This is a genomic window from Rhizobium sp. FKY42 (genome assembly GCF_005222835.1).
Lineage (GTDB): Bacteria > Pseudomonadota > Alphaproteobacteria > Rhizobiales > Rhizobiaceae > Neorhizobium.
The window spans coordinates 863,255-880,691 of record NZ_STGA01000029.1 but is presented as its reverse complement, the minus strand read 5'-3'; the positions used below and the strand labels follow the sequence as shown (position 1 = coordinate 880,691).

18 protein-coding genes, 1 tRNA gene and 1 riboswitch are annotated in these 17,437 nt (G+C 56.5%); of the genes, 10 read left to right on the top strand and 9 right to left on the bottom strand.

Annotation, left to right across the window (positions count from 1 at the left end; genetic code table 11):
- The first annotated feature begins 21 nt into the window (after positions 1-21).
- The gene (phoB, locus tag E8M78_RS15035; RefSeq protein ID WP_062555262.1) at positions 22-705 is read left to right on the top strand and encodes a phosphate regulon transcriptional regulator PhoB; all 684 of its coding nucleotides are present in this window, start codon (positions 22-24) and stop codon (positions 703-705) included.
- Between the two features lie 121 nt (positions 706-826).
- Here phoB and E8M78_RS15030 read toward each other — a convergent pair whose 3' ends face one another.
- Positions 827-1,390 carry a GcrA family cell cycle regulator gene (locus tag E8M78_RS15030; protein WP_137135769.1) on the bottom strand — a complete coding sequence of 188 codons (564 nt, stop codon included), beginning with the start codon at positions 1,388-1,390 and terminating at the stop codon, positions 827-829.
- A 417-nt stretch (positions 1,391-1,807) separates the two neighbouring features.
- Between E8M78_RS15030 and E8M78_RS15025 the strand changes: the two genes are divergently transcribed.
- The 3 genes from E8M78_RS15025 to E8M78_RS15015 all read left to right on the top strand — a co-directional run bounded on the left by E8M78_RS15025 (position 1,808) and on the right by E8M78_RS15015 (position 5,187).
- Entirely contained in the window at positions 1,808-3,004 is a 1,197-nt protein-coding gene (locus E8M78_RS15025) for an aspartate aminotransferase family protein (RefSeq protein ID WP_137135768.1), read from the top strand.
- A 59-nt stretch (positions 3,005-3,063) separates the two neighbouring features.
- Positions 3,064-3,975, top strand: coding sequence for an ornithine carbamoyltransferase (gene argF, locus E8M78_RS15020; RefSeq protein WP_137135767.1), 912 nt, complete (start codon positions 3,064-3,066; stop codon positions 3,973-3,975).
- A 219-nt stretch (positions 3,976-4,194) separates the two neighbouring features.
- A complete protein-coding gene (locus E8M78_RS15015; RefSeq protein ID WP_137135766.1) occupies positions 4,195-5,187 on the top strand; it encodes an Hsp33 family molecular chaperone in 993 nt (330 codons plus the stop codon).
- 47 nt (positions 5,188-5,234) lie between these two features.
- Here E8M78_RS15015 and apaG read toward each other — a convergent pair whose 3' ends face one another.
- Both apaG and E8M78_RS15005 read right to left on the bottom strand, forming a co-directional pair.
- Positions 5,235-5,627, bottom strand: a complete 393-nt coding sequence (gene apaG, locus E8M78_RS15010; RefSeq protein WP_137135765.1) for a Co2+/Mg2+ efflux protein ApaG — start codon at positions 5,625-5,627, stop codon at positions 5,235-5,237.
- Between the two features lie 214 nt (positions 5,628-5,841).
- Positions 5,842-7,026, bottom strand: a complete 1,185-nt coding sequence (locus E8M78_RS15005; RefSeq protein ID WP_137135764.1) for an O-succinylhomoserine sulfhydrylase — start codon at positions 7,024-7,026, stop codon at positions 5,842-5,844.
- A 42-nt stretch (positions 7,027-7,068) separates the two neighbouring features.
- A riboswitch (SAM riboswitch) is annotated at positions 7,069-7,146 on the bottom strand.
- Between the two features lie 73 nt (positions 7,147-7,219).
- On the opposite strand from E8M78_RS15005, the gene E8M78_RS15000 reads away from it, so the two are divergent.
- Both E8M78_RS15000 and E8M78_RS14995 read left to right on the top strand, forming a co-directional pair.
- The gene (locus tag E8M78_RS15000; protein ID WP_137135763.1) at positions 7,220-8,314 is read left to right on the top strand and encodes a 2'-deoxycytidine 5'-triphosphate deaminase; all 1,095 of its coding nucleotides are present in this window, start codon (positions 7,220-7,222) and stop codon (positions 8,312-8,314) included.
- Between the two features lie 95 nt (positions 8,315-8,409).
- A tRNA-Gly gene (locus E8M78_RS14995) sits at positions 8,410-8,483 on the top strand.
- 16 nt (positions 8,484-8,499) lie between these two features.
- Here E8M78_RS14995 and E8M78_RS14990 read toward each other — a convergent pair.
- Positions 8,500-10,431 carry a glycosyltransferase gene (locus E8M78_RS14990; RefSeq protein ID WP_246658325.1) on the bottom strand — a complete coding sequence of 644 codons (1,932 nt, stop codon included), beginning with the start codon at positions 10,429-10,431 and terminating at the stop codon, positions 8,500-8,502.
- A gap of 60 nt (positions 10,432-10,491) precedes the next feature.
- On the opposite strand from E8M78_RS14990, the gene E8M78_RS14985 reads away from it, so the two are divergent.
- The gene (locus tag E8M78_RS14985; protein WP_137135762.1) at positions 10,492-11,370 is read left to right on the top strand and encodes a transporter substrate-binding domain-containing protein; all 879 of its coding nucleotides are present in this window, start codon (positions 10,492-10,494) and stop codon (positions 11,368-11,370) included.
- A gap of 29 nt (positions 11,371-11,399) precedes the next feature.
- Here E8M78_RS14985 and E8M78_RS14980 read toward each other — a convergent pair whose 3' ends face one another.
- The 3 genes from E8M78_RS14980 to E8M78_RS14970 form a co-directional block, all read right to left on the bottom strand.
- Positions 11,400-12,149, bottom strand: coding sequence for a helix-turn-helix transcriptional regulator (locus E8M78_RS14980; RefSeq protein WP_137135761.1), 750 nt, complete (start codon positions 12,147-12,149; stop codon positions 11,400-11,402).
- 288 nt (positions 12,150-12,437) lie between these two features.
- Complete coding sequence (locus E8M78_RS14975; RefSeq protein ID WP_137135950.1) at positions 12,438-13,085, bottom strand: response regulator transcription factor; 648 nt, start codon at positions 13,083-13,085, stop codon at positions 12,438-12,440.
- A 113-nt stretch (positions 13,086-13,198) separates the two neighbouring features.
- Positions 13,199-13,603: a hypothetical protein gene (locus E8M78_RS14970; protein WP_137135760.1), complete on the bottom strand. Its 405-nt coding sequence runs from the start codon at positions 13,601-13,603 to the stop codon at positions 13,199-13,201.
- Positions 13,604-13,717: 114 nt separating this feature from the next.
- Here E8M78_RS14970 and E8M78_RS14965 point away from each other — a divergent pair, with 114 nt between their 5' ends.
- Together E8M78_RS14965 and E8M78_RS14960 are read left to right on the top strand one after the other, a co-directional pair.
- Entirely contained in the window at positions 13,718-14,065 is a 348-nt protein-coding gene (locus E8M78_RS14965; RefSeq protein ID WP_137135759.1) for a DUF952 domain-containing protein, read from the top strand.
- Entirely contained in the window at positions 14,065-15,147 is a 1,083-nt protein-coding gene (locus tag E8M78_RS14960) for a quinone-dependent dihydroorotate dehydrogenase (protein ID WP_137135758.1), read from the top strand. The genes E8M78_RS14965 and E8M78_RS14960 overlap by 1 nt, the downstream gene beginning before the upstream one ends.
- A gap of 372 nt (positions 15,148-15,519) precedes the next feature.
- Here the strand turns inward: E8M78_RS14960 and E8M78_RS14955 are convergent, their stop codons facing one another.
- Positions 15,520-16,014 carry a CAP domain-containing protein gene (locus E8M78_RS14955; protein ID WP_137135757.1) on the bottom strand — a complete coding sequence of 165 codons (495 nt, stop codon included), beginning with the start codon at positions 16,012-16,014 and terminating at the stop codon, positions 15,520-15,522.
- Positions 16,014-16,280 (bottom strand): DUF6460 domain-containing protein, encoded by a 267-nt coding sequence (locus E8M78_RS14950; RefSeq protein WP_137135756.1) that lies wholly within the window; start codon positions 16,278-16,280, stop codon positions 16,014-16,016. Before E8M78_RS14950 ends, E8M78_RS14955 begins: the two co-directional genes overlap by 1 nt.
- A gap of 146 nt (positions 16,281-16,426) precedes the next feature.
- Between E8M78_RS14950 and E8M78_RS14945 the strand changes: the two genes are divergently transcribed.
- A complete protein-coding gene (locus E8M78_RS14945) occupies positions 16,427-17,362 on the top strand; it encodes a methyltransferase (protein WP_137135755.1) in 936 nt (311 codons plus the stop codon).
- Positions 17,363-17,437 lie beyond the last annotated feature (75 nt).

The window sequence follows — 17,437 nt, the reverse complement described above, 5'->3', positions numbered from 1 at the left end:
GCGGGAACGGAGTGATATGCCATGCAGCCGAAAGTCGCGGTTGTCGAAGACGAGGAGGCGCTCAGCGTTCTCCTGCGCTACAATCTTGAGTCTGAGGGCTACGAGGTTGAAACCATCTTACGGGGTGATGAAGCCGAGATCCGGCTTCAGGAACGTGTTCCGGACCTGTTGATCCTGGACTGGATGCTTCCGGGCGTATCGGGTATCGAGCTCTGCCGTCGGCTGCGCATGCGGGCGGAAACCGAACGCCTGCCGATCATCATGCTGACGGCGCGCGGTGAGGAAAACGAGCGCGTGCGTGGCCTTGCTACGGGTGCCGACGACTACGTTGTGAAGCCCTTCTCGACGCCGGAACTCATGGCCCGCGTAAAGGCCATGCTGCGCCGCGCAAAGCCTGAGGTTCTCTCCAGCGTCTTAAAGTGCGGTGATATCGAACTGGATCGGGAGACGCATCGTGTTCACCGCAAGAGCCGTGAAGTGCGGCTGGGGCCGACGGAGTTCCGTTTGCTGGAGTTCCTGATGGCCTCGCCGGGGCGTGTCTTTTCACGATCGCAGTTGCTCGACGGCGTCTGGGGTCATGACATATATGTCGATGAGCGCACGGTGGATGTGCATGTCGGGCGCCTGCGCAAGGCCCTGAATTTCTCTAACATGCAGGATGTCATCCGCACGGTTCGCGGTGCCGGCTACTCTATGGAATCCTGAGAGGCTTTCCAGAATAGAGACGAACAAGCCCGGCGAAAGCCGGGTTTTTTGTGGCCCCTGGACAAGGCACAAAAAAACGGGCGCGCGGCCCGTTTTTCGAAAACCTGGATGTGTTTGGCGATCAGCCGCGGGAGACGGCATTGGCTGCCTTGCGGCGCTCGGTAACCGGCTGGTAGGCCATGCGTGCATGGTACTTGCAGTAGGGCGAACCATCACAGGCTTCCGCACCGCAGAAATGAAAGTCTTCCTTCAAAGGATCGCCCACCGGCCACTTGCATGTACGCTCTGTCAACTCGGTGAGGACCAGACGACGCGCCTCGGGCATTGCACGATCATTGACCGGCACCAATTCCGTCGGCTCGAGGACAGTGATGTCCATGTTGTCCGTAGAGGAAATGATGTTGGCCGGACGAGAAACCGACCGGTTTGCCGGCGCAGGCGCTGCCGCTGGCCGTGCAGCGAAAGTTGCTGGCCGTGCTGCAGGTGTTGCCGCAGGACGCTTTGGGGCGCGGGTCGGGGTGGCCGGTCCGCCTGCCTTCACGCGACCAGGAAGATTGAGACGGTGCACCTTGCCGATCACGGCATTGCGGCTGACGCCACCCAGTTGTGCGGCAATCTGGCTCGCGCTCAGCCCCTCGGCCCATAGCCGTTTCAATTTCTCGACGCGTTCATCTGTCCAGTTCATGCAGTCTCTCCGCCTTGAGCACGCATTAGAAGACAGAATCTCTCACCGTTACGGCGAAAGTAATTCGCCGCGCATACTATATCTATACTTTTGGTGACTAGTTCCGCCGCATGCAGTCTAGTAATTGATGATTAACCTAATGGGCGCTGGACTCGCTGACAAGAGTCGGCGGAATCGCTGCGAATCGATTTCCGGGTTTTCCCCAACTTGCTTGAAGGGCGAGTCATTTTTGCCACAGAGAGTTGAGTGGCATTCAAGCCGCCTTTGTCGCCGGTTTCCGCTGTGAATCAAGGCTTTTGTTGACAGGGAGTGGCTAAATGCGGATAGTGCCGACGCCGTCCATTGGGGCGGCATTTTGATTTTTGGCGGCGAGTGCCGCCGCCGGTTGGATTTATTGCCTCAAGGAGTGATGTCGCCATGGCTGAAGCCGCGCTTTTCGACACGTTTGCAAGGGCTCCATTGCGCTTCGTGCGCGGCGAGGGCGTCTGGCTCGTGACGGAAACGGGCGAGCGATATCTCGATTTTGGCGCAGGCGTCGCCGTCACGTCGTGCGGTCATTCCAATCCGCATCTGGTTCAGACGCTGAAATCGCAGGCCGAGAAGGTCTGGCATCTGTCGAACCTGTATGAAATTCCGGATCAGGAGCGTCTCGCACGTCGCCTCGTCGATGCGACCTTCGCCGACAAGGTGTTCTTTACCAATTCCGGTGCCGAAGCTCTCGAATGCGCAATCAAGACCGCGCGCCGCTATCACTACTCCAAGGGGCATGCGGAGAAATTCCACATCATCACCTTTGAGGGCGCATTCCATGGACGCACGATTGCGACAATCGCAGCGGGCGGCCAGGAAAAGTATCTGGAGGGTTTCGGTCCAAAGGCACCGGGCTTCGATCAGGTTCCCTTCGGTGACCTAGACGCATTGAAGGCTGCGATTACCGAGAGCACTGCGGCGATCCTGATCGAGCCGATCCAGGGTGAGGGCGGTATTCGTGTGGTCGAGAAGGAGTTTCTGAAGACCTTGCGCGATCTGTGTGATGAGCATGGTCTCCTGCTGATGTTCGATGAAGTCCAGACGGGTGTCGGTCGTACCGGCAAGTTCTTCGCCTATGAGTCGTCCGGCGTGACGCCCGACATCATGGCAGTCGCCAAGGGCATCGGCGGCGGTTTTCCTTTCGGCGCCTGCCTAGCAACGGCAGAAGCTGCTTCCGGCATGAAGCCCGGTGTGCACGGCACGACCTATGGCGGTAATCCGCTTGCCATGGCCGTGGGCAATGCCGTTCTTGATGTCGTCCTTGAGGATGGCTTCCTGCAAAATGTTCGCGATGTCGCCCTCGTTTTCCGGCAGGGTCTGGCCGCGCTGAAAGATCGCTTTCCGGGTGTGATCGAAGAGATCCGCGGCGAAGGCCTGATGCTGGGCATCAAGGCCGTCGTTCCAGCTGGGGAACTTGCGACTGCTATGCGTGACGAACACCTTCTCGGAGTGCCGGCAGGCGACAACGTCATTCGTCTTCTGCCGCCGCTTGTTGTAACGGCTGAAGAGGCGCGGGAGGGTATTGCCCGTATCGAGCGCGCCGCTGAGAAGCTGCAAAGGGACCAGTTGAAGAAGTCGGCTTGAAACTGGGTATTTGAAACGAAAAGGGCCGCCGGATGGCGCCCCGATGGATTGATCGCATCATGGCAAAGCATTTTCTCGATTTCTCGGCCGTTTCCTCCAACGAACTGCGTTCTATCCTGGATGATGCACGCACACGCAAACAGGCAACGAAGGCAGGAACGGCGGACAAGCCGCTCGCGGGTAAGATGCTCGCCATGATCTTTGAAAAGCCGTCCACGCGCACACGCGTCTCTTTTGATGTCGGCATGCGCCAGCTTGGCGGTGAAACGCTTTTTCTGTCCGGCACGGAAATGCAGTTGGGGCGCGCGGAAACCATCGGCGACACCGCAAAAGTTCTTTCGCGCTACGTCGATGCGATCATGATCCGCACTACCGATCACAAGCGGTTGCTGGAATTGGCGGAGCATGCCACTGTTCCGGTCATTAACGGCCTGACGGATGAAACACATCCCTGCCAGATCATGGCGGATCTTCTAACCTTTGAAGAGCATCGCGGTCCCGTCACCGGCAAGACATTTGCCTGGACCGGCGATGGTAACAATGTGCTGCATTCCTTTGTCGAGGGAGCTGCCCGCTTTGGATATCGCATGAATATGGCGGTTCCTCTGGGCTCTGAGCCGCTGGACAAGTACTTGAACTGGTCACGCAATAATGGCGGCGAAATCATGCTTTGCCATGAGGCAGAGCGGGCGGTGAACGGCGCCGACATGGTTGTGACCGACACCTGGGTGTCCATGAACCAGGAGCACAAGGCGCGCGGCCACAACATATTCCAACCTTTCCAGGTCAACGAACAGTTGATGTCGAAGGCGAAAAGCGATGCCCTCTTCATGCATTGCCTCCCGGCCCACCGTGGCGAGGAGGTGACGGACGAGGTTATCGATGGTCCTCAGTCCGTTGTTTTCGATGAAGCGGAAAACCGCCTGCATGCGCAGAAGTCCATTCTTGCCTGGTGCCTGGGCGCGCTCTGAGCGACCTCCGGTCTTGATGGGATCGCGTCGGTTCACCCAGCTCTGCCGGTTGGCTTGACTTGAAGGGACCTCATACCCATCTCTCGGCTTTCCAATGGGCATCTGTCGCATGAACAGGTGTATCAACACAAAAATCGTCGGCCTGTTTCCCCCGGTTCAGCGGTTTCGCTCTACCGGGTTATGTGCGAAATGGATGGCTCCGGCGCGAAGGAGTGACTTATGGCTGAAGCCACCGTCGATTTGAATGAACTGCATTTCGCAGGAGACGACAAGGTCGTGCCTTTCCAGGTTGAAGGGTTGGATGTGCGTGGTCGAGCCGTTCAATTGGGACCTATCCTCAACCAGATTCTTGGACGCCATGACTATCCGGCTCCCGTTGCAAGACTGCTGGCAGAAGCCATCGTCCTGACGGCGCTGATCGGCACCTCGCTGAAATTCGAAGGTCGCTTCACGGTGCAGACAAAGGGTAACGGTCCGGTCGATCTGCTGGTCGCGGATTTCACCAGCCCGCAGAACATGCGCGCCTATGCTCGTTTCGATGAAGATGCGCTGGCGGTGTCGGTCAAGGCAGGGCGGATATCCCCGCCCGAATTGCTGGGGGAGGGCGTGCTGGCTTTCACGATCGACCAGGGCCGCGGGATGCAGCCGTATCAGGGCATCGTGCCGCTCGATGGTTCTTCGCTCGAAGAAATTGCGGGCGTCTATTTCCGTCAGTCCGAGCAGATTCCAACAAAGGTGCGGCTGGGCGTGGCCGAACTCTTTGATCGTGACGAGAGCGGTAAACCCCGCCATAACTGGCGTGCTGGCGGCGTGTTGGCGCAGTTTCTTCCAGATGCCCCAGAGCGGATGCGGCAGCCCGATCTCCATGGCGGTGACGGGGATGAGCGTGAGTACGATCTCGCAGAGGACGATGCCTGGTCCGAAGCCAGCATGCTTGTTTCGACCGTGGATACCGATGAACTAACGGATCCGCAGGTCGGGATAGAGCGCCTGTTGTACCGGTTGTTTCATGAGCGCGGCGTCAGAATCTATGAGCCGCAGTCGGTTCTGGATCGCTGCAGCTGTTCGCGTGACAAGATCAAGGATGTTCTGGCGGGCTTTTCTGCTGAGGAAGTCGAGGCAAGCCAGGACAATGGTGAAATCGCCGTCACCTGTGAATTCTGCTCTACAACGTATCGCTATCCGATAGAAGAGATCCAACCTGCCAAATGAGGCGCGTGAGGAAAACGGTGTCCTGCCGTCTTCCTATCCACTGGCAGTCAGTTCAGTATGCGCAACAGGCCCGGCGAATCCAGCGAGAAGGCTGGAATGTCAACGATAAAGGTACGGCCGTCATCTGTCCGCATCTGGTAGTGGCCAAACATGATGCCGGATGGCGTATCGAGTGGGCAGCCGGAAGAATATTCGTAGGTATCACCCGGCTCAAGGCGCGGCTGTTCGCCGACCACCCCCGGTCCCTCAACCTCATCCACCAGCCCGTTTTCATCCGTGATGTGCCAGTAGCGATGGATCAACTGGACTGTCGTATTAGAATGATTGGCAATCACGATACGATATCCCCAGACGTAGCGACCATCTTCCGGATCGGATTGCTCCTCCAGATAATAGGGCTCCACTTCGACTTCGATATCCTTCGTCCGTGCGCGATACATAGGCGACACCTCACTGCCTTGATGTACGGATATCGTACAGCTTACGATAAGGGTCAAGAAACCTGCTGAAATCTTCCAGGAAAACTGTGGGATTTCAGCGGTTAATGCTAATCGTCAAGGTAAACATCGATTTAAGGCCCTTTGATGGACCGGCCAGACACAGCGGATCTGTGTGAAACAGCATTGCAATCCGCTGTGTCTGTCGAGTAGCAGGTCAGCCGCCGATCTTGGCAATGGCCTGAGACAGATCGTCGATCAGATCTTCGGCATCCTCGATACCGCAGGAAAGACGTAACGTGCCACCGGTGATACCCGCCTCCGCACGTCCTTCTTCCGAAAGGTTCTTGTGCGTCGTTGTTGCAGGATGGGTGATCAGGCTTTTGGCGTCGCCGAGATTGTTCGAGATGCGCACGACCTTCAGGGCATCTTGAAACGCGAATGCCGCCGCCTTGCCGCCCTTCAGTTCGAAGCACACCAATGTGGAGCCGCCCGTCATCTGCTTGGCAATGATATCAGCCTGCGGATGGTCCTTGCGTCCTGGATAGATGACCTTGGCAACCTTGGCCTGGTCCGCCAGGAAATCGGCAATCTTGGCGGCATTTTCCGTCTGCTGCTTCACGCGCAGCGGCAAGGTTTCGAGGCCCTTCAACAATGTCCAAGCGTTGAAGGGGGACATGGCCGGACCGGTATGGCGGAAGTAGTCGTGCAGGTTTTCGTCGATCCATTGCTTGTCGGACAGCACGATCCCGCCGAGGCAGCGACCCTGACCATCAATGTGCTTGGTTGCTGAATAGACGACGATATGAGCACCAAGTTCCAGCGGCTTCTGAAATAGGGGAGTCGCGAATACGTTGTCGACGACAACCTTCACGCCGATCTGGTTGGCGAGTGCAGCAACCGCGGCGATGTCTACCACTTCAAGCGTCGGGTTTGTCGGGCTTTCCAAGAAGAAAACCTTGGTGTTGGGGCGGACTGCCGCCTCCCAGTTCTTGATGTCACGGCCATCGACCAATGTGCACTCCACGCCGTATTTTGGCGCGAGTGTTTCGACGATGTAGCGGCAGGATCCGAAAAGCGCGCGTGCTGCGACGATATGATCGCCGGCCTTCACCTGACACAGGATGGCGGCAGCCACGGCAGCCATGCCGGAAGCAGTAGCGCGAGCATCTTCAGCGCCTTCCAGCGCAATCATGCGCTTTTCAAACATGTCGTTCGTCGGGCTGCCGTAGCGCGCATAGATGAAGCCGTCGGTCTCGCCTTTGAACCGCGCTTCGGCGGAGGCGGAGCTCTCGTACACAAAGCCTTGGGTCAGGAAAATCGCTTCGGAGGTTTCGCCGTAAGGGGAGCGTAGCGTGCCTTCGTGGACGAGCTTCGTTGCGGGGCGCCAAGTCTTGCTCATGTCGTGTTACCACTTCAAAACAAAAAAACCGGTCGCAATGGGACCGGTTCTTACCCGGTTCTTTAGCCACTTGTTTAACGTGGCTGCAAGCCGACCGGCCAAATCACCACGGGATAAGCATGCCTTACGCCCAAGCAGAGCTTGCGTCAATTCCCTGCTTTTGCTTTTGTCGCGCGATTGAAGGATAGGGTTTATGGAACGTACAGCGGGTATTCTGGCAGATCGTGCGATCAAGGCGCTCTTCGCCGAAGGGAAATTGAAATCCGAGGCGCCACTGGATGGTGACCAGATCCAACCGGCAAGCCTTGATCTTCGACTAGGCTCCAAGGCCCTGCGAGTGCGCGCCAGTTTCATGCCAGGCCGCAACAGCACGGTTGCAAGCAAGCTCGACCGGTTGACGCTTCACGAAATCGACCTGGAAAACGGCGCTGTGCTCGAGACCGGATGCGTGTACATCGTGCCGCTGATGGAAAGCCTCGATCTGCCTGCGGAACTTTCAGCGTCCACCAACCCGAAAAGCTCGACGGGAAGGCTGGATATCTTCACGCGCGTGATGGTCGATCATGCCCAGGAATTCGACAAGATCCCCGCCGGTTACAGTGGCCCTCTCTATTTGGAAATCTCGCCGCGCACTTTCCCGATCATCGTGCGTCGAGGCTCACGCCTGTCACAGATCCGTTTCCGTGTCGGTCATGCATTGCTGACCGAGGCGGAAGTGCTGAGCCTTCATCACGCCGAAACGCTGGTCGCCAGCGAAACACCGAATGTTTCTGGTGGCGGTATTGCCCTGTCCATCGATCTGAAGGGAACCGGCCTGGATGGCTTGATCGGCTACAGAGGCAAGCACCACACCTCTGTCATCGATGTCGACAAAAAGGCACAGCATGAGGTTCTGGATTTCTGGGAGCCGATTTACAGCCGAGGGCGCAACGAATTGATCCTCGATCCGGATGAGTTCTACATTCTGGTCTCGCGCGAGGCAGTCCATGTACCGCCCTCCTATGCCGCCGAGATGACCCCCTATGATCCGCTCGTCGGTGAGTTTCGTGTGCATTATGCCGGTTTCTTCGATCCGGGGTTTGGCCATGCTGCTGCGGGCGGCTCGGGCAGTCGGGCAGTCCTGGAAGTTCGAAGTCACGAAGTTCCCTTCATCCTTGAGCATGGCCAGATTGTCGGGCGTCTTGTTTATGAACATATGCAGGAGCGTCCGTCTGGGCTTTATGGAGCCGGCCTGGGATCGAACTATCAAGCGCAGGGTCTCAAACTCTCCAAGCATTTCAAGCTATAGGTTTCACGGCTTCATGGCCTGCAAAGCTGACCGGAGCAAAGACGCATTTTTGCTTGATGGCGCAGGATGCCGGTGCTAGTTCTCAAGTCTCGAGCGCGGGTGTAGCTCAATGGTAGAGCAGCAGCTTCCCAAGCTGAATACGAGGGTTCGATTCCCTTCACCCGCTCCAAATTCTACCGACGCAATCACCCATCCGGCATTGCGGCCTCATCACGTGGCCTGTGAGGCGTCTTGTGCCAGAAGAACGGGCGTGTCCGCAGCTCATTCGCAGCGCGCCAGGCGGCCCTCGACACCATCAGCCAATAATAGGGGAGAGCCATCCACCGCCATCCGACCCTCCGCTTCTCTTCTGCAATCATGCATTTCAGCCCAAGCAGGAGAAACACGGCGTAGCTGCCAAAGACATTGAAGAGATCCAGCACGACCAGCGCGCGAGTTGTGAAGCTCGAACTGCCGTCAGCGTCGATAAAGACCCTGTAGAGGATCGTTATGAGGAGAACGGGCGTGAGGGGATGCATCAAGGCTGAGAGCAGCATGCCGCCAATCATGAGTTGGAATGTCAGCATGGCCGGAAAACCCAACTCATCAGTCGCCTTCCTCGGGGTGCGCATGATCACAAGCCAGGTTTGGAACCATCCCTTGAACCAGCGAACACGTTGGCCGAGCCAGATGCTGTAACTCACGGGCGCATCCTCGACAGTCTGATAACGCAGGGTCTCAGCCCGATATCCGTGGCGAAACAGCCGCATTCCGAGATCCGCATCTTCTGTCACGTTGAATGGGTCCCAGGCTCCAACCGCGCGTAGAACGTCGGTTTTGAAGTGATTGGATGTCCCGCCAAGTGGTAGCGGCAATCTGAACCGGGCCAGCATGGGCAGAAGACCGCGGAAAAGGGCAGCATATTCGAGTGCAAACAAGGCACTGACAGAACTCTTCTCCGGATTGCCGATAACGAGAGGCGATTGGAGGCAGGCGACGTCGGGAGGTGCCGCAAGAAACCGGGTATATGCCTCAAGCAATTGCTTGGGGTGCGGTCTGTCCTCCGCATCGTAGATGGTCAGGTATTCACCTCGAACTCCGGCCAAGGCATAACTCAGTGCTTTCGGTTTTGTTCGGGGAGCGCAGGGTGGCACCTCAACGATCTCGAAATTCGGTGGCAGCCGGATCTGCTTGAGGACCGTGAGTGTGTCGAGGTCGTCAGCTTCACAAACCAGCTTGATATCCAGCCGAGAGCTTGGCCATTCGAGCCGCTCCAAACTTCGGATAAGTTGTGCTGCGACTTCTGCCTCCTTGTAAAGGGCGACCATGACGCAATAGCGCGGAAGGGCAGGCGGGAGGTCGATAAGGCGTGGTGGCGGGGACTGTTTCCTTAAAAGGATCAAGGCCACGATGCGCAGAATGATTGCAAATAGATAGGAGACAGAAAGAATGACGTGAACCAGCGGCAGCATGAGTGCGGGGGCATGCAACAGGATCAACAGCAAGGCCGCAAGGATCCCGCCAGCAAGAAACCCCTGTTTGCCGGAAGCGACAATGCGGGCTGATGCATCGGGCGCAGTTTCGAAAAGGTGGAAAACAACAGAGCGCACGCGTCGTTCTGCTCCGCATATCCATACCGCCTTTCGAATGGCGGACGGCGTGGTGACGACCAAAGTCTGACGAAGATCTGGAAGTTTTCTAAGGAGTTCCGCAGTAGCGCCGAGCCTTGCAGCCTGCGGAACGATAGCGACTTTAGGCGCGCGATGCCGTTCGATAACCCGCACTTGAGTAGGATACTGAAGCTGACTATCCAGTCGCGGGAGATCCTGAACATTCTCTCCGTTGATCTTCGCCGCAAAGGGCAGTGCGAGCATTTCGGCCATGGCTTCAAAATGCCGTTCTTCGTCAACATGCCGGTTCGCTAGCAACTCCTCCTCAAGTGAGGATTGGTTAATCGCCGCCTGTCGTGACAGCCTGCTGACAAGCGTACGAGAAACGCCCAGCAGCCGAAGAGCCCCTGCCTCATCGAGGTCTTCCGGCAGCAGTCCTCTCTCGCGTGCAGGCGACGGCTCATTTTGCGAGTCCCCAGCTATCCTGGAGTCAAGAATGCCCTCTGGATATTCCCCCGAAACGGTCAAGCTGATACACCGTGATAGGCCGTTGCCGATAGTTCGTTATGGATGACAGGGTTGCAACTAATGAGTTTTATTCAAAAAATAAAGCATGGATTTAAAGTTGCATCTCTTCTTATTTTATTAATTATTTCAACAATTTATGTTCAGGTAACTCAGGCTGCGGAGAGTTCTGGTGGCGTACCGGTCCTATCGGACCCAAATGAACGTTTAACCAAGCCTGATTTGTCAAACCTTGCTCGCTTTCGCATATTAACGGCGTCTGATTTTCCTCCGTTCAATTTTGTCGATCAGACCGGACGACTGGCTGGTTATCACGTAGATGTGATCAGGGAGATGTGTAGAGAGCTGAACATTGAGGCCAATTGTCAGGTCCAGGCTATGCCCTACGCAGATCTGGAGGGGGCGCTCGAGGCCGGAAACGGTGAAGCCGTGATGTCTGGAATTGCGATAACGTCCGGTTTGCGGCAAAGGTTTTCTTTCTCCAGACCGTATTTGTTTCTGCCGGCCCGGTTCGCCGTGCAAGGCAAACTCGGTTTGTCTGGCCGGGCAGGAGAAGCTTTGGCAGGACGTAAAGTTGGCGTTATCGCCAATACCGCCCACGAGAAAATGCTTGGAGCATTTTTCCCAAAACTCGTAGCCGTCCCTGTGAACGGACAGGAAGAATTGTTCTCGTCACTCAAGGAAGGCAAAGTCGATGCAATCCTTGCAGATGGCGTGAGAGTACCCTTCTGGGTCGCCAGTCCGGCCGCAGAAAAGTGCTGCGTTCTGCTGGATGGCCCCTACCTGTCTCAACATTATCTGGGCGAAGGGTTTGCAGTTATGCTCCGCAAGGGAAATGCGGTTCAACTGACGGCCGCCGTCGACTATGCTCTGGCGCAACTGGCTGCAAAAGGGCGCCTGCAGGACATCTATCTTCGCTACTTCCCCAACGGCTTCTATTGAAGCAGGTCGGCCTCTTTATCAGCAGTGCCTCACTGGCTGGCCCAGATGATACGGGCGATCCAATCAATATCTTCGACTGCAAAACTGCGGTTCGGATGGTCGGGATTAAGCGAGGAAAGCTCAATTGAGCGCGCACTCTGCCGTGCAAGAACCTTCGCCATAACCTCACCTTCGCGTGTCTTCACGACAACGCGGTCTCCCTTTCGAACCTGCGCACCGGGCTCTACGATCAGCCGATCACCGTCCCGGTAAAGTGGCAGCATGGAATCGCCCTGAACTTCGAGCGCATAGACATTGTTGTGCTTCGAAACAGCGGCGGGAAACTCCACCACATCCCATCCTTGACCGGCAGGAAAGCCGCCATCGTCAAAGAATCCCCCCGCACCCGCCTGGGCAAAGCCGAGTAGGGGAATGGAACTCATTTGCGGAAGGAAAGTGCCATCGGGCATACGTGAAGTACCAGTTGGCGCCAGATAGCCAAGGAATTCATCCAGAGATGCGCCTGTGGCTTCCAAAACCTTGGAAAGGGATTCTGTGGATGGCCAGCGCTCCCGCCCATCCGGGCCCAGGCGCTTCGACTTGTTGAAGGATGTTGGATCAAGTCCCGCCCGACGAGCAAGGCCCGACGCTGAAAGCTTGTGTTTCTCGGCAAGAGTATCGATTGCCTGCCATATCCCGCTATGTGACAGGGCGGATCGGGACAGAGCGCTTGCCTTGCCAACCTGCTCACTCTGGACGGCCTGCAAGAGGGAAATGGCTTCGCGACTTGTCTCACTCATATCCGCCTCTTTCGTGCGATCCGGTCGAATGCCTCGTGGCAGTTCGCCTGTATTCCGACAACTGGATGAAACAGTTCCGATCAATGCTACGGATCCCGAAACTGAGTACAGCCGGTGACGCAGCATAGGGCTGAAGCTCCGCGCAATCTGGAGGTGTTCTCGTCCTTAGGGCATCACCACCCCACATACGAGTAAACACTTCCATGCCCGGAAGTTTCACGAAGCTTTAGCCAATATTTCGTCGGACGTAAAGAAAAAAAGGAATAAAATCCTTTTCTTAAAAAGCTCTCAAGCAACCATAGCCATGTTGACCTTGCCAAGCTTGATCACCGCCTGGGTTCGGCTATCCACGTTGAGCTTCAAAAGGATCGCTGAAACATGCGCCTTGATCGTTGCTTCGGAAACGCCGAGTTCGTAGGCGATCTGTTTGTTGAGCAGACCTTCGGCGAGCATGGATAGCACGCGCGTCTGCTGTGGTGTCAGGGTCTTCAATCGTTCGATCAGTTCCACGACAGCTGGATCTTCTTCGGCATCCCGCTCACCATGGAATGGAAACCAGACGTCACCTGCCAGAACGGCCTCGATGGCGCTGCGAATATCTTCCAGTCCTGACGATTTGGAAATGAAGCCCGACGCGCCGAGTTCCATGGCGCGCCGCACCGTCGCACCGTCATCCGTCGCTGAAACAATCATGATAGGCAGGCTGCTGAACTCTGCCCGCATGGACATCAGCCCTGAGAAGCCGCTCACACCTGGCATGGCAAGATCCAGCAACATAAGATCGGCTTCCGGCTGGCTTCGCACTGCCTTTCGAGCATCTTCGAAGGTGCCTGCCTCAATGATGTGAGGCTGCTCGGCGACCGTATTGAGGGCCTGGCGGAGCGCGCCGCGAAACAATGGGTGATCATCCGCGATGATTATGGTGAGTTCCTGCATATCCATACCCCCTCCCAAGAGCATGCCAGCCTTCCAACGGTTGAATTTTAGCGTTCTGAAAAGCGTCAAACAAGTCCCAGTTTAATGGGGGCACGTCTTTGGGTCCAGCGGTTTCAGGTCCTGTTGGGATCGTAATCCTGTTCGTCGCGCCGTTCGCCGATAATGTCCATGAATCTTTGGAAGAACCGCTCCATGATGGAAAGTGATTTTTCGACTTCCTCGTCGCTCGGGAGCCCCGATGCGCGTGATGAGCTTTTGGTCTCCAACTGAGTGACGCGCCTGTCTAGAGCATCGAGTTCCTGCTCAAAGGCCTTTCGCTCGTCGGCAGCCAGACGACATGTCAGTCCCGAAGCCTCCTCCCGGCAGAAGCTCACGTCTCCAGTTTGCTTGTCGAGGCGGATGAAGCCCTTTTCCGTGCGCTCCAGTTGAAAGCGGGCAGGATCTGTAGCGCTTTGCGCCAGGACGGAACCGCTGGATAGAAGCAGAACGGTGGTGGTGATGATGGCGCGAGCCGACATTGCTATTTCCTCCCGATATCGCATTTGCGGGTAATGCTACCGATGCGATGGACAAGTGCGCCCGTTTGCGGCAAAGCGCTGGGTTATAAGCTAGGACACAGCCGGATCATCGCAATGAACCATGTCATCTATAAGATTGTTCCAGAAGCCCTTTGGGCAAGCGCCGAACAATTGGGCCGTTTCGAGGGCGCGTCTGTTGATCTGGCGGATGGCTTCATTCATTTTTCCACCGCAAGCCAGGTGCGCGAAACCGCAGCCCGCCATTTTCGAGGTCAGACAGATCTGCTGCTGGTCGCCGTCGATGCCGATCGTCTGGGTGAGCAGTTGAAGTATGAGCTGTCTCGTGGTGGCGATCTCTTTCCCCATCTCTATGCGAGCCTGACGCTCGATACGGTAATCTGGCAGCGTCCGCTGCCGGTGGGACCGGATGGCTTGCACGTATTTCCAGAGGAGCTTGTCTGATGCCGATTTTCGATCTCGCCCGCAATGCCCTCTTTTTGCTTGACCCGGAAACCGCTCACGGAGCTTCGATCGCAGCTCTGAGATCCGGGCTTCTTTCATCGGTTCATCTGCCGCCAGATCCGCGCTTGCGGGTTTCCCTCGCTGGTCTGGAGTTTCCCAATCCCGTGGGCCTTGCCGCAGGTTATGACAAGAACGCCGAGGTGCCGGGAGCAGTGCTGCGTCTGGGCTTCGGCTTTACCGAAGTCGGCACCGTGACGCCAAAACCGCAGGACGGAAACCCCAAGCCGCGCATTTTCCGCCTGACCAGAGATGAGGCGGTGATCAACCGGCTCGGCTTCAACAATGAAGGTCATGAGGCGGCACTCGCTCGACTGCTGGCGACGAAAATCCAGGGCATTGTCGGCGTCAACATTGGCGCCAACAAGGATAGTGAAGACCGTATTGGAGATTATGTGCTTGGCATCCGTCGCTTCTATGATGTCGCTCGCTACTTCACCGCCAATATCTCCTCGCCCAATACGCCGGGTCTGCGCGACCTACAGGCGCGCGAAAGCCTTTCGGCACTGTTGAGCGCAGTGCTTGTCGCCCGCGATGAGGAAGCCGCCCGGACGGGGAAAACCGTTCCTGTCTTCTTGAAGATCGCGCCGGATCTGACTGAGGAAGGAATGGACGATATCGCCGCCGAAGCGCTGGCGCATCCGCTGGATGGATTGATCGTATCCAACACCACGCTTTCCCGCGACGGCTTGCGGGATGAGGTGCAATCCAAGGAAACGGGAGGTCTTTCCGGCAAGCCGCTGTTTTCCCGCTCAACCACGGTCTTGGCAAAAATGCGCAAGCGCGTTGGTCCGAAACTGCCAATTATCGGCGTTGGCGGTGTCTCGTCGGCGAAGACGGCGCTCGAGAAAATTCGGGCCGGTGCCGATCTCGTGCAGCTTTATTCCTGCATGGTCTATCGTGGACCGGGCCTCGCTGCCGATATCGTTCGGGGACTTGGCGCCGAGCTCGACCGCCTGGATGTCAGGTCTGTCGCGGAATTGCGTGATACCAGTCTGGATGCCTGGGCATCGCGATCTCTGTGAAAACTGACAAGAGGAAGTGGCGGCTTTTCGCCACATTCACTTAATTGTTGGGTTAATCTTGAGCATTTGGTGATATCCTCACTCTATGTTACCTCCTGTAACATTGAACGAGGATGGGAAGATGAACCTACATCTCAACTTGCCCGCACTCACATTCGGTTGCCTCATCTTGTGTGCAATCGGTCTGCGTATCGGGATATGGATGGTCGCTCCGGGCGCTTGAGCCCGAAGCCAAAGCATGTCGTAGCTAAAAGTGTGCAGCGGTTTTGCGGTAACGACATGCGTCAAAACAAAGAGTTAGAGCGTCAGGAGCGAATCTGAAAGATCGCGATGAGCTCTAGACCGATGTCAGGCCATGAAGGCTGTTTCAAATCAGGCAGACAGTACCATCGCCCAGTAGGTGCGATTGGTGGATGGTGAGCGTGCCACGGCTACACCGACACGATTGTAACTGCCGAGCATGTTTTGAAGGTGCTTGGGTGAATCGATCCAGGCTTGCACCGCTTCAACCACGTTTGCCTGTCCGCTGGCGATGTTTTCGGCTGCTGGCAGGGGTACGTCATTGCGCTTCATGCGCGCACCATAGTCATCACCAAAGCCGATAAGGTGACTCATTTCGTTGGCCTTCGCCATGCGAACGGCTTGTTCTGCGGCGGCGCGACCGGTAGGCGCACTGGCCGACAGCGGGGAAAGTCCGTGCTTCTTTCGCAGCTCATTGACCAATGGCAGCGCGGCTCTGGTATCGTCCGTCGCGCCATCCACTTTCACGGTCTCACGGGTCGTCACGCATCCGGCTGTCACGAGAAGCGCACTGCCGGAGCCAAGCAGAAACCAACGTCGGGAATTTAATACGAGATTGGATGTCATTAGCGTCTGTAGCTGAAAATACGCAGGAGAATGAAGGCTGGTATGACGATGACCGCACCGGCGATCAGGTAATCTCCGACGGCACCAAGCGCATGGAATCCCCGATACCAGAGATCCAGAACCAGATTGCGGATGCCATAGACGATATCCCACGGATGAAGATCGAACATGGCCATGACGAAGCCGACAATCAGCGAAACGACGATCAGCTTCACGATCGTACGGGCTGGCGAATCCCCCAGCATACGGTTCATCTGATCAGACATTGGTGGCCCTCGACGCGTGTTAAGACGGATGAGACATAGTTTCACAGATGCTCGGTCGCAAGTTTTGAGGCAGGCCTTCGGATAGAACTTGAGTTTTTTTGTGGCTTGGTTCAGATGCCGCCAGTTCAACGAGCCGGTTTCCAGTCATGAGTGCCAACCAGTTTTCTTCCGGTGATGTCATTGCCGATCGGCGTGCCGATTATGCCCGGATGCTGGCGGAAAGCGGCGATCATGCCGCGGCCGCCGAACTCTTCGAACAGGCTCTCGAAATTGCACCCGACTGGACAGCGGGTTGGCTGTTGGCCGGAGAAGCTCATCAGAAGGCCGGTGCGCGCGAAGCAGCAATCGCTGCATTCGAGCAGGTGATGAAAAGGGATGCGCAAGGCCTGTTCGGCGCAAGTTTAAAACTCGCAGCACTTGGCGCTGCACCGGCGCCAGACGCACCGCCATCCGCCTATGTCGAAGGGCTGTTTGACGACTACGCCGATCGCTTCGAGACGTCACTGGTCGAGAAGTTGAATTATTCGGTGCCAGCCAAGCTGTTTGCACTTGTCCAATCCCATGGACCGTTTGATTTGACTGTTGATCTCGGCTGCGGCACCGGCCTCTTCGGTGTCGAAATCGCTTCAAGCACGGCAATGCTCGAAGGTTTTGATCTTTCTGCCAACATGCTGGCAAAGGCTGGGGAAAAGGGCATCTACCAATCTCTTGGCCAGGCAGATCTATCCCGCATGGATGCGGAAACATCGCTGTTCAGCAAAGACCGGCCACGCTATCGGGCGGATCTCGTCTCGGCGGCAGACGTGCTGATGTATCTTGGAAATCTGGATGTCCCGTTTGCGCTGGTTGGTGAATTGCTGAAACCAGACGGACTTTTCGCCTTTTCCGTTGAGGATGCTGGCAGTTCCAAGGACGGCTTCGTCTTGCAACAATCCCTGCGCTATGCGCACACTCAAGGCTACATCGAGACATTACTGGCAAGCCATGGCTTCGATCTTGTCACGATGTCTCATACGGACATTCGAATGGATGCCGGAAAACCAGTCCACGGCATCCTTTTTCTTGCGCGTAAACCCGTTTGATCTGTACGATTCTTGCCTTTTGCGTCAGGAGTGCTGTCCTATCTTGATTTCACGAATGCTGCGACGCACAATCGA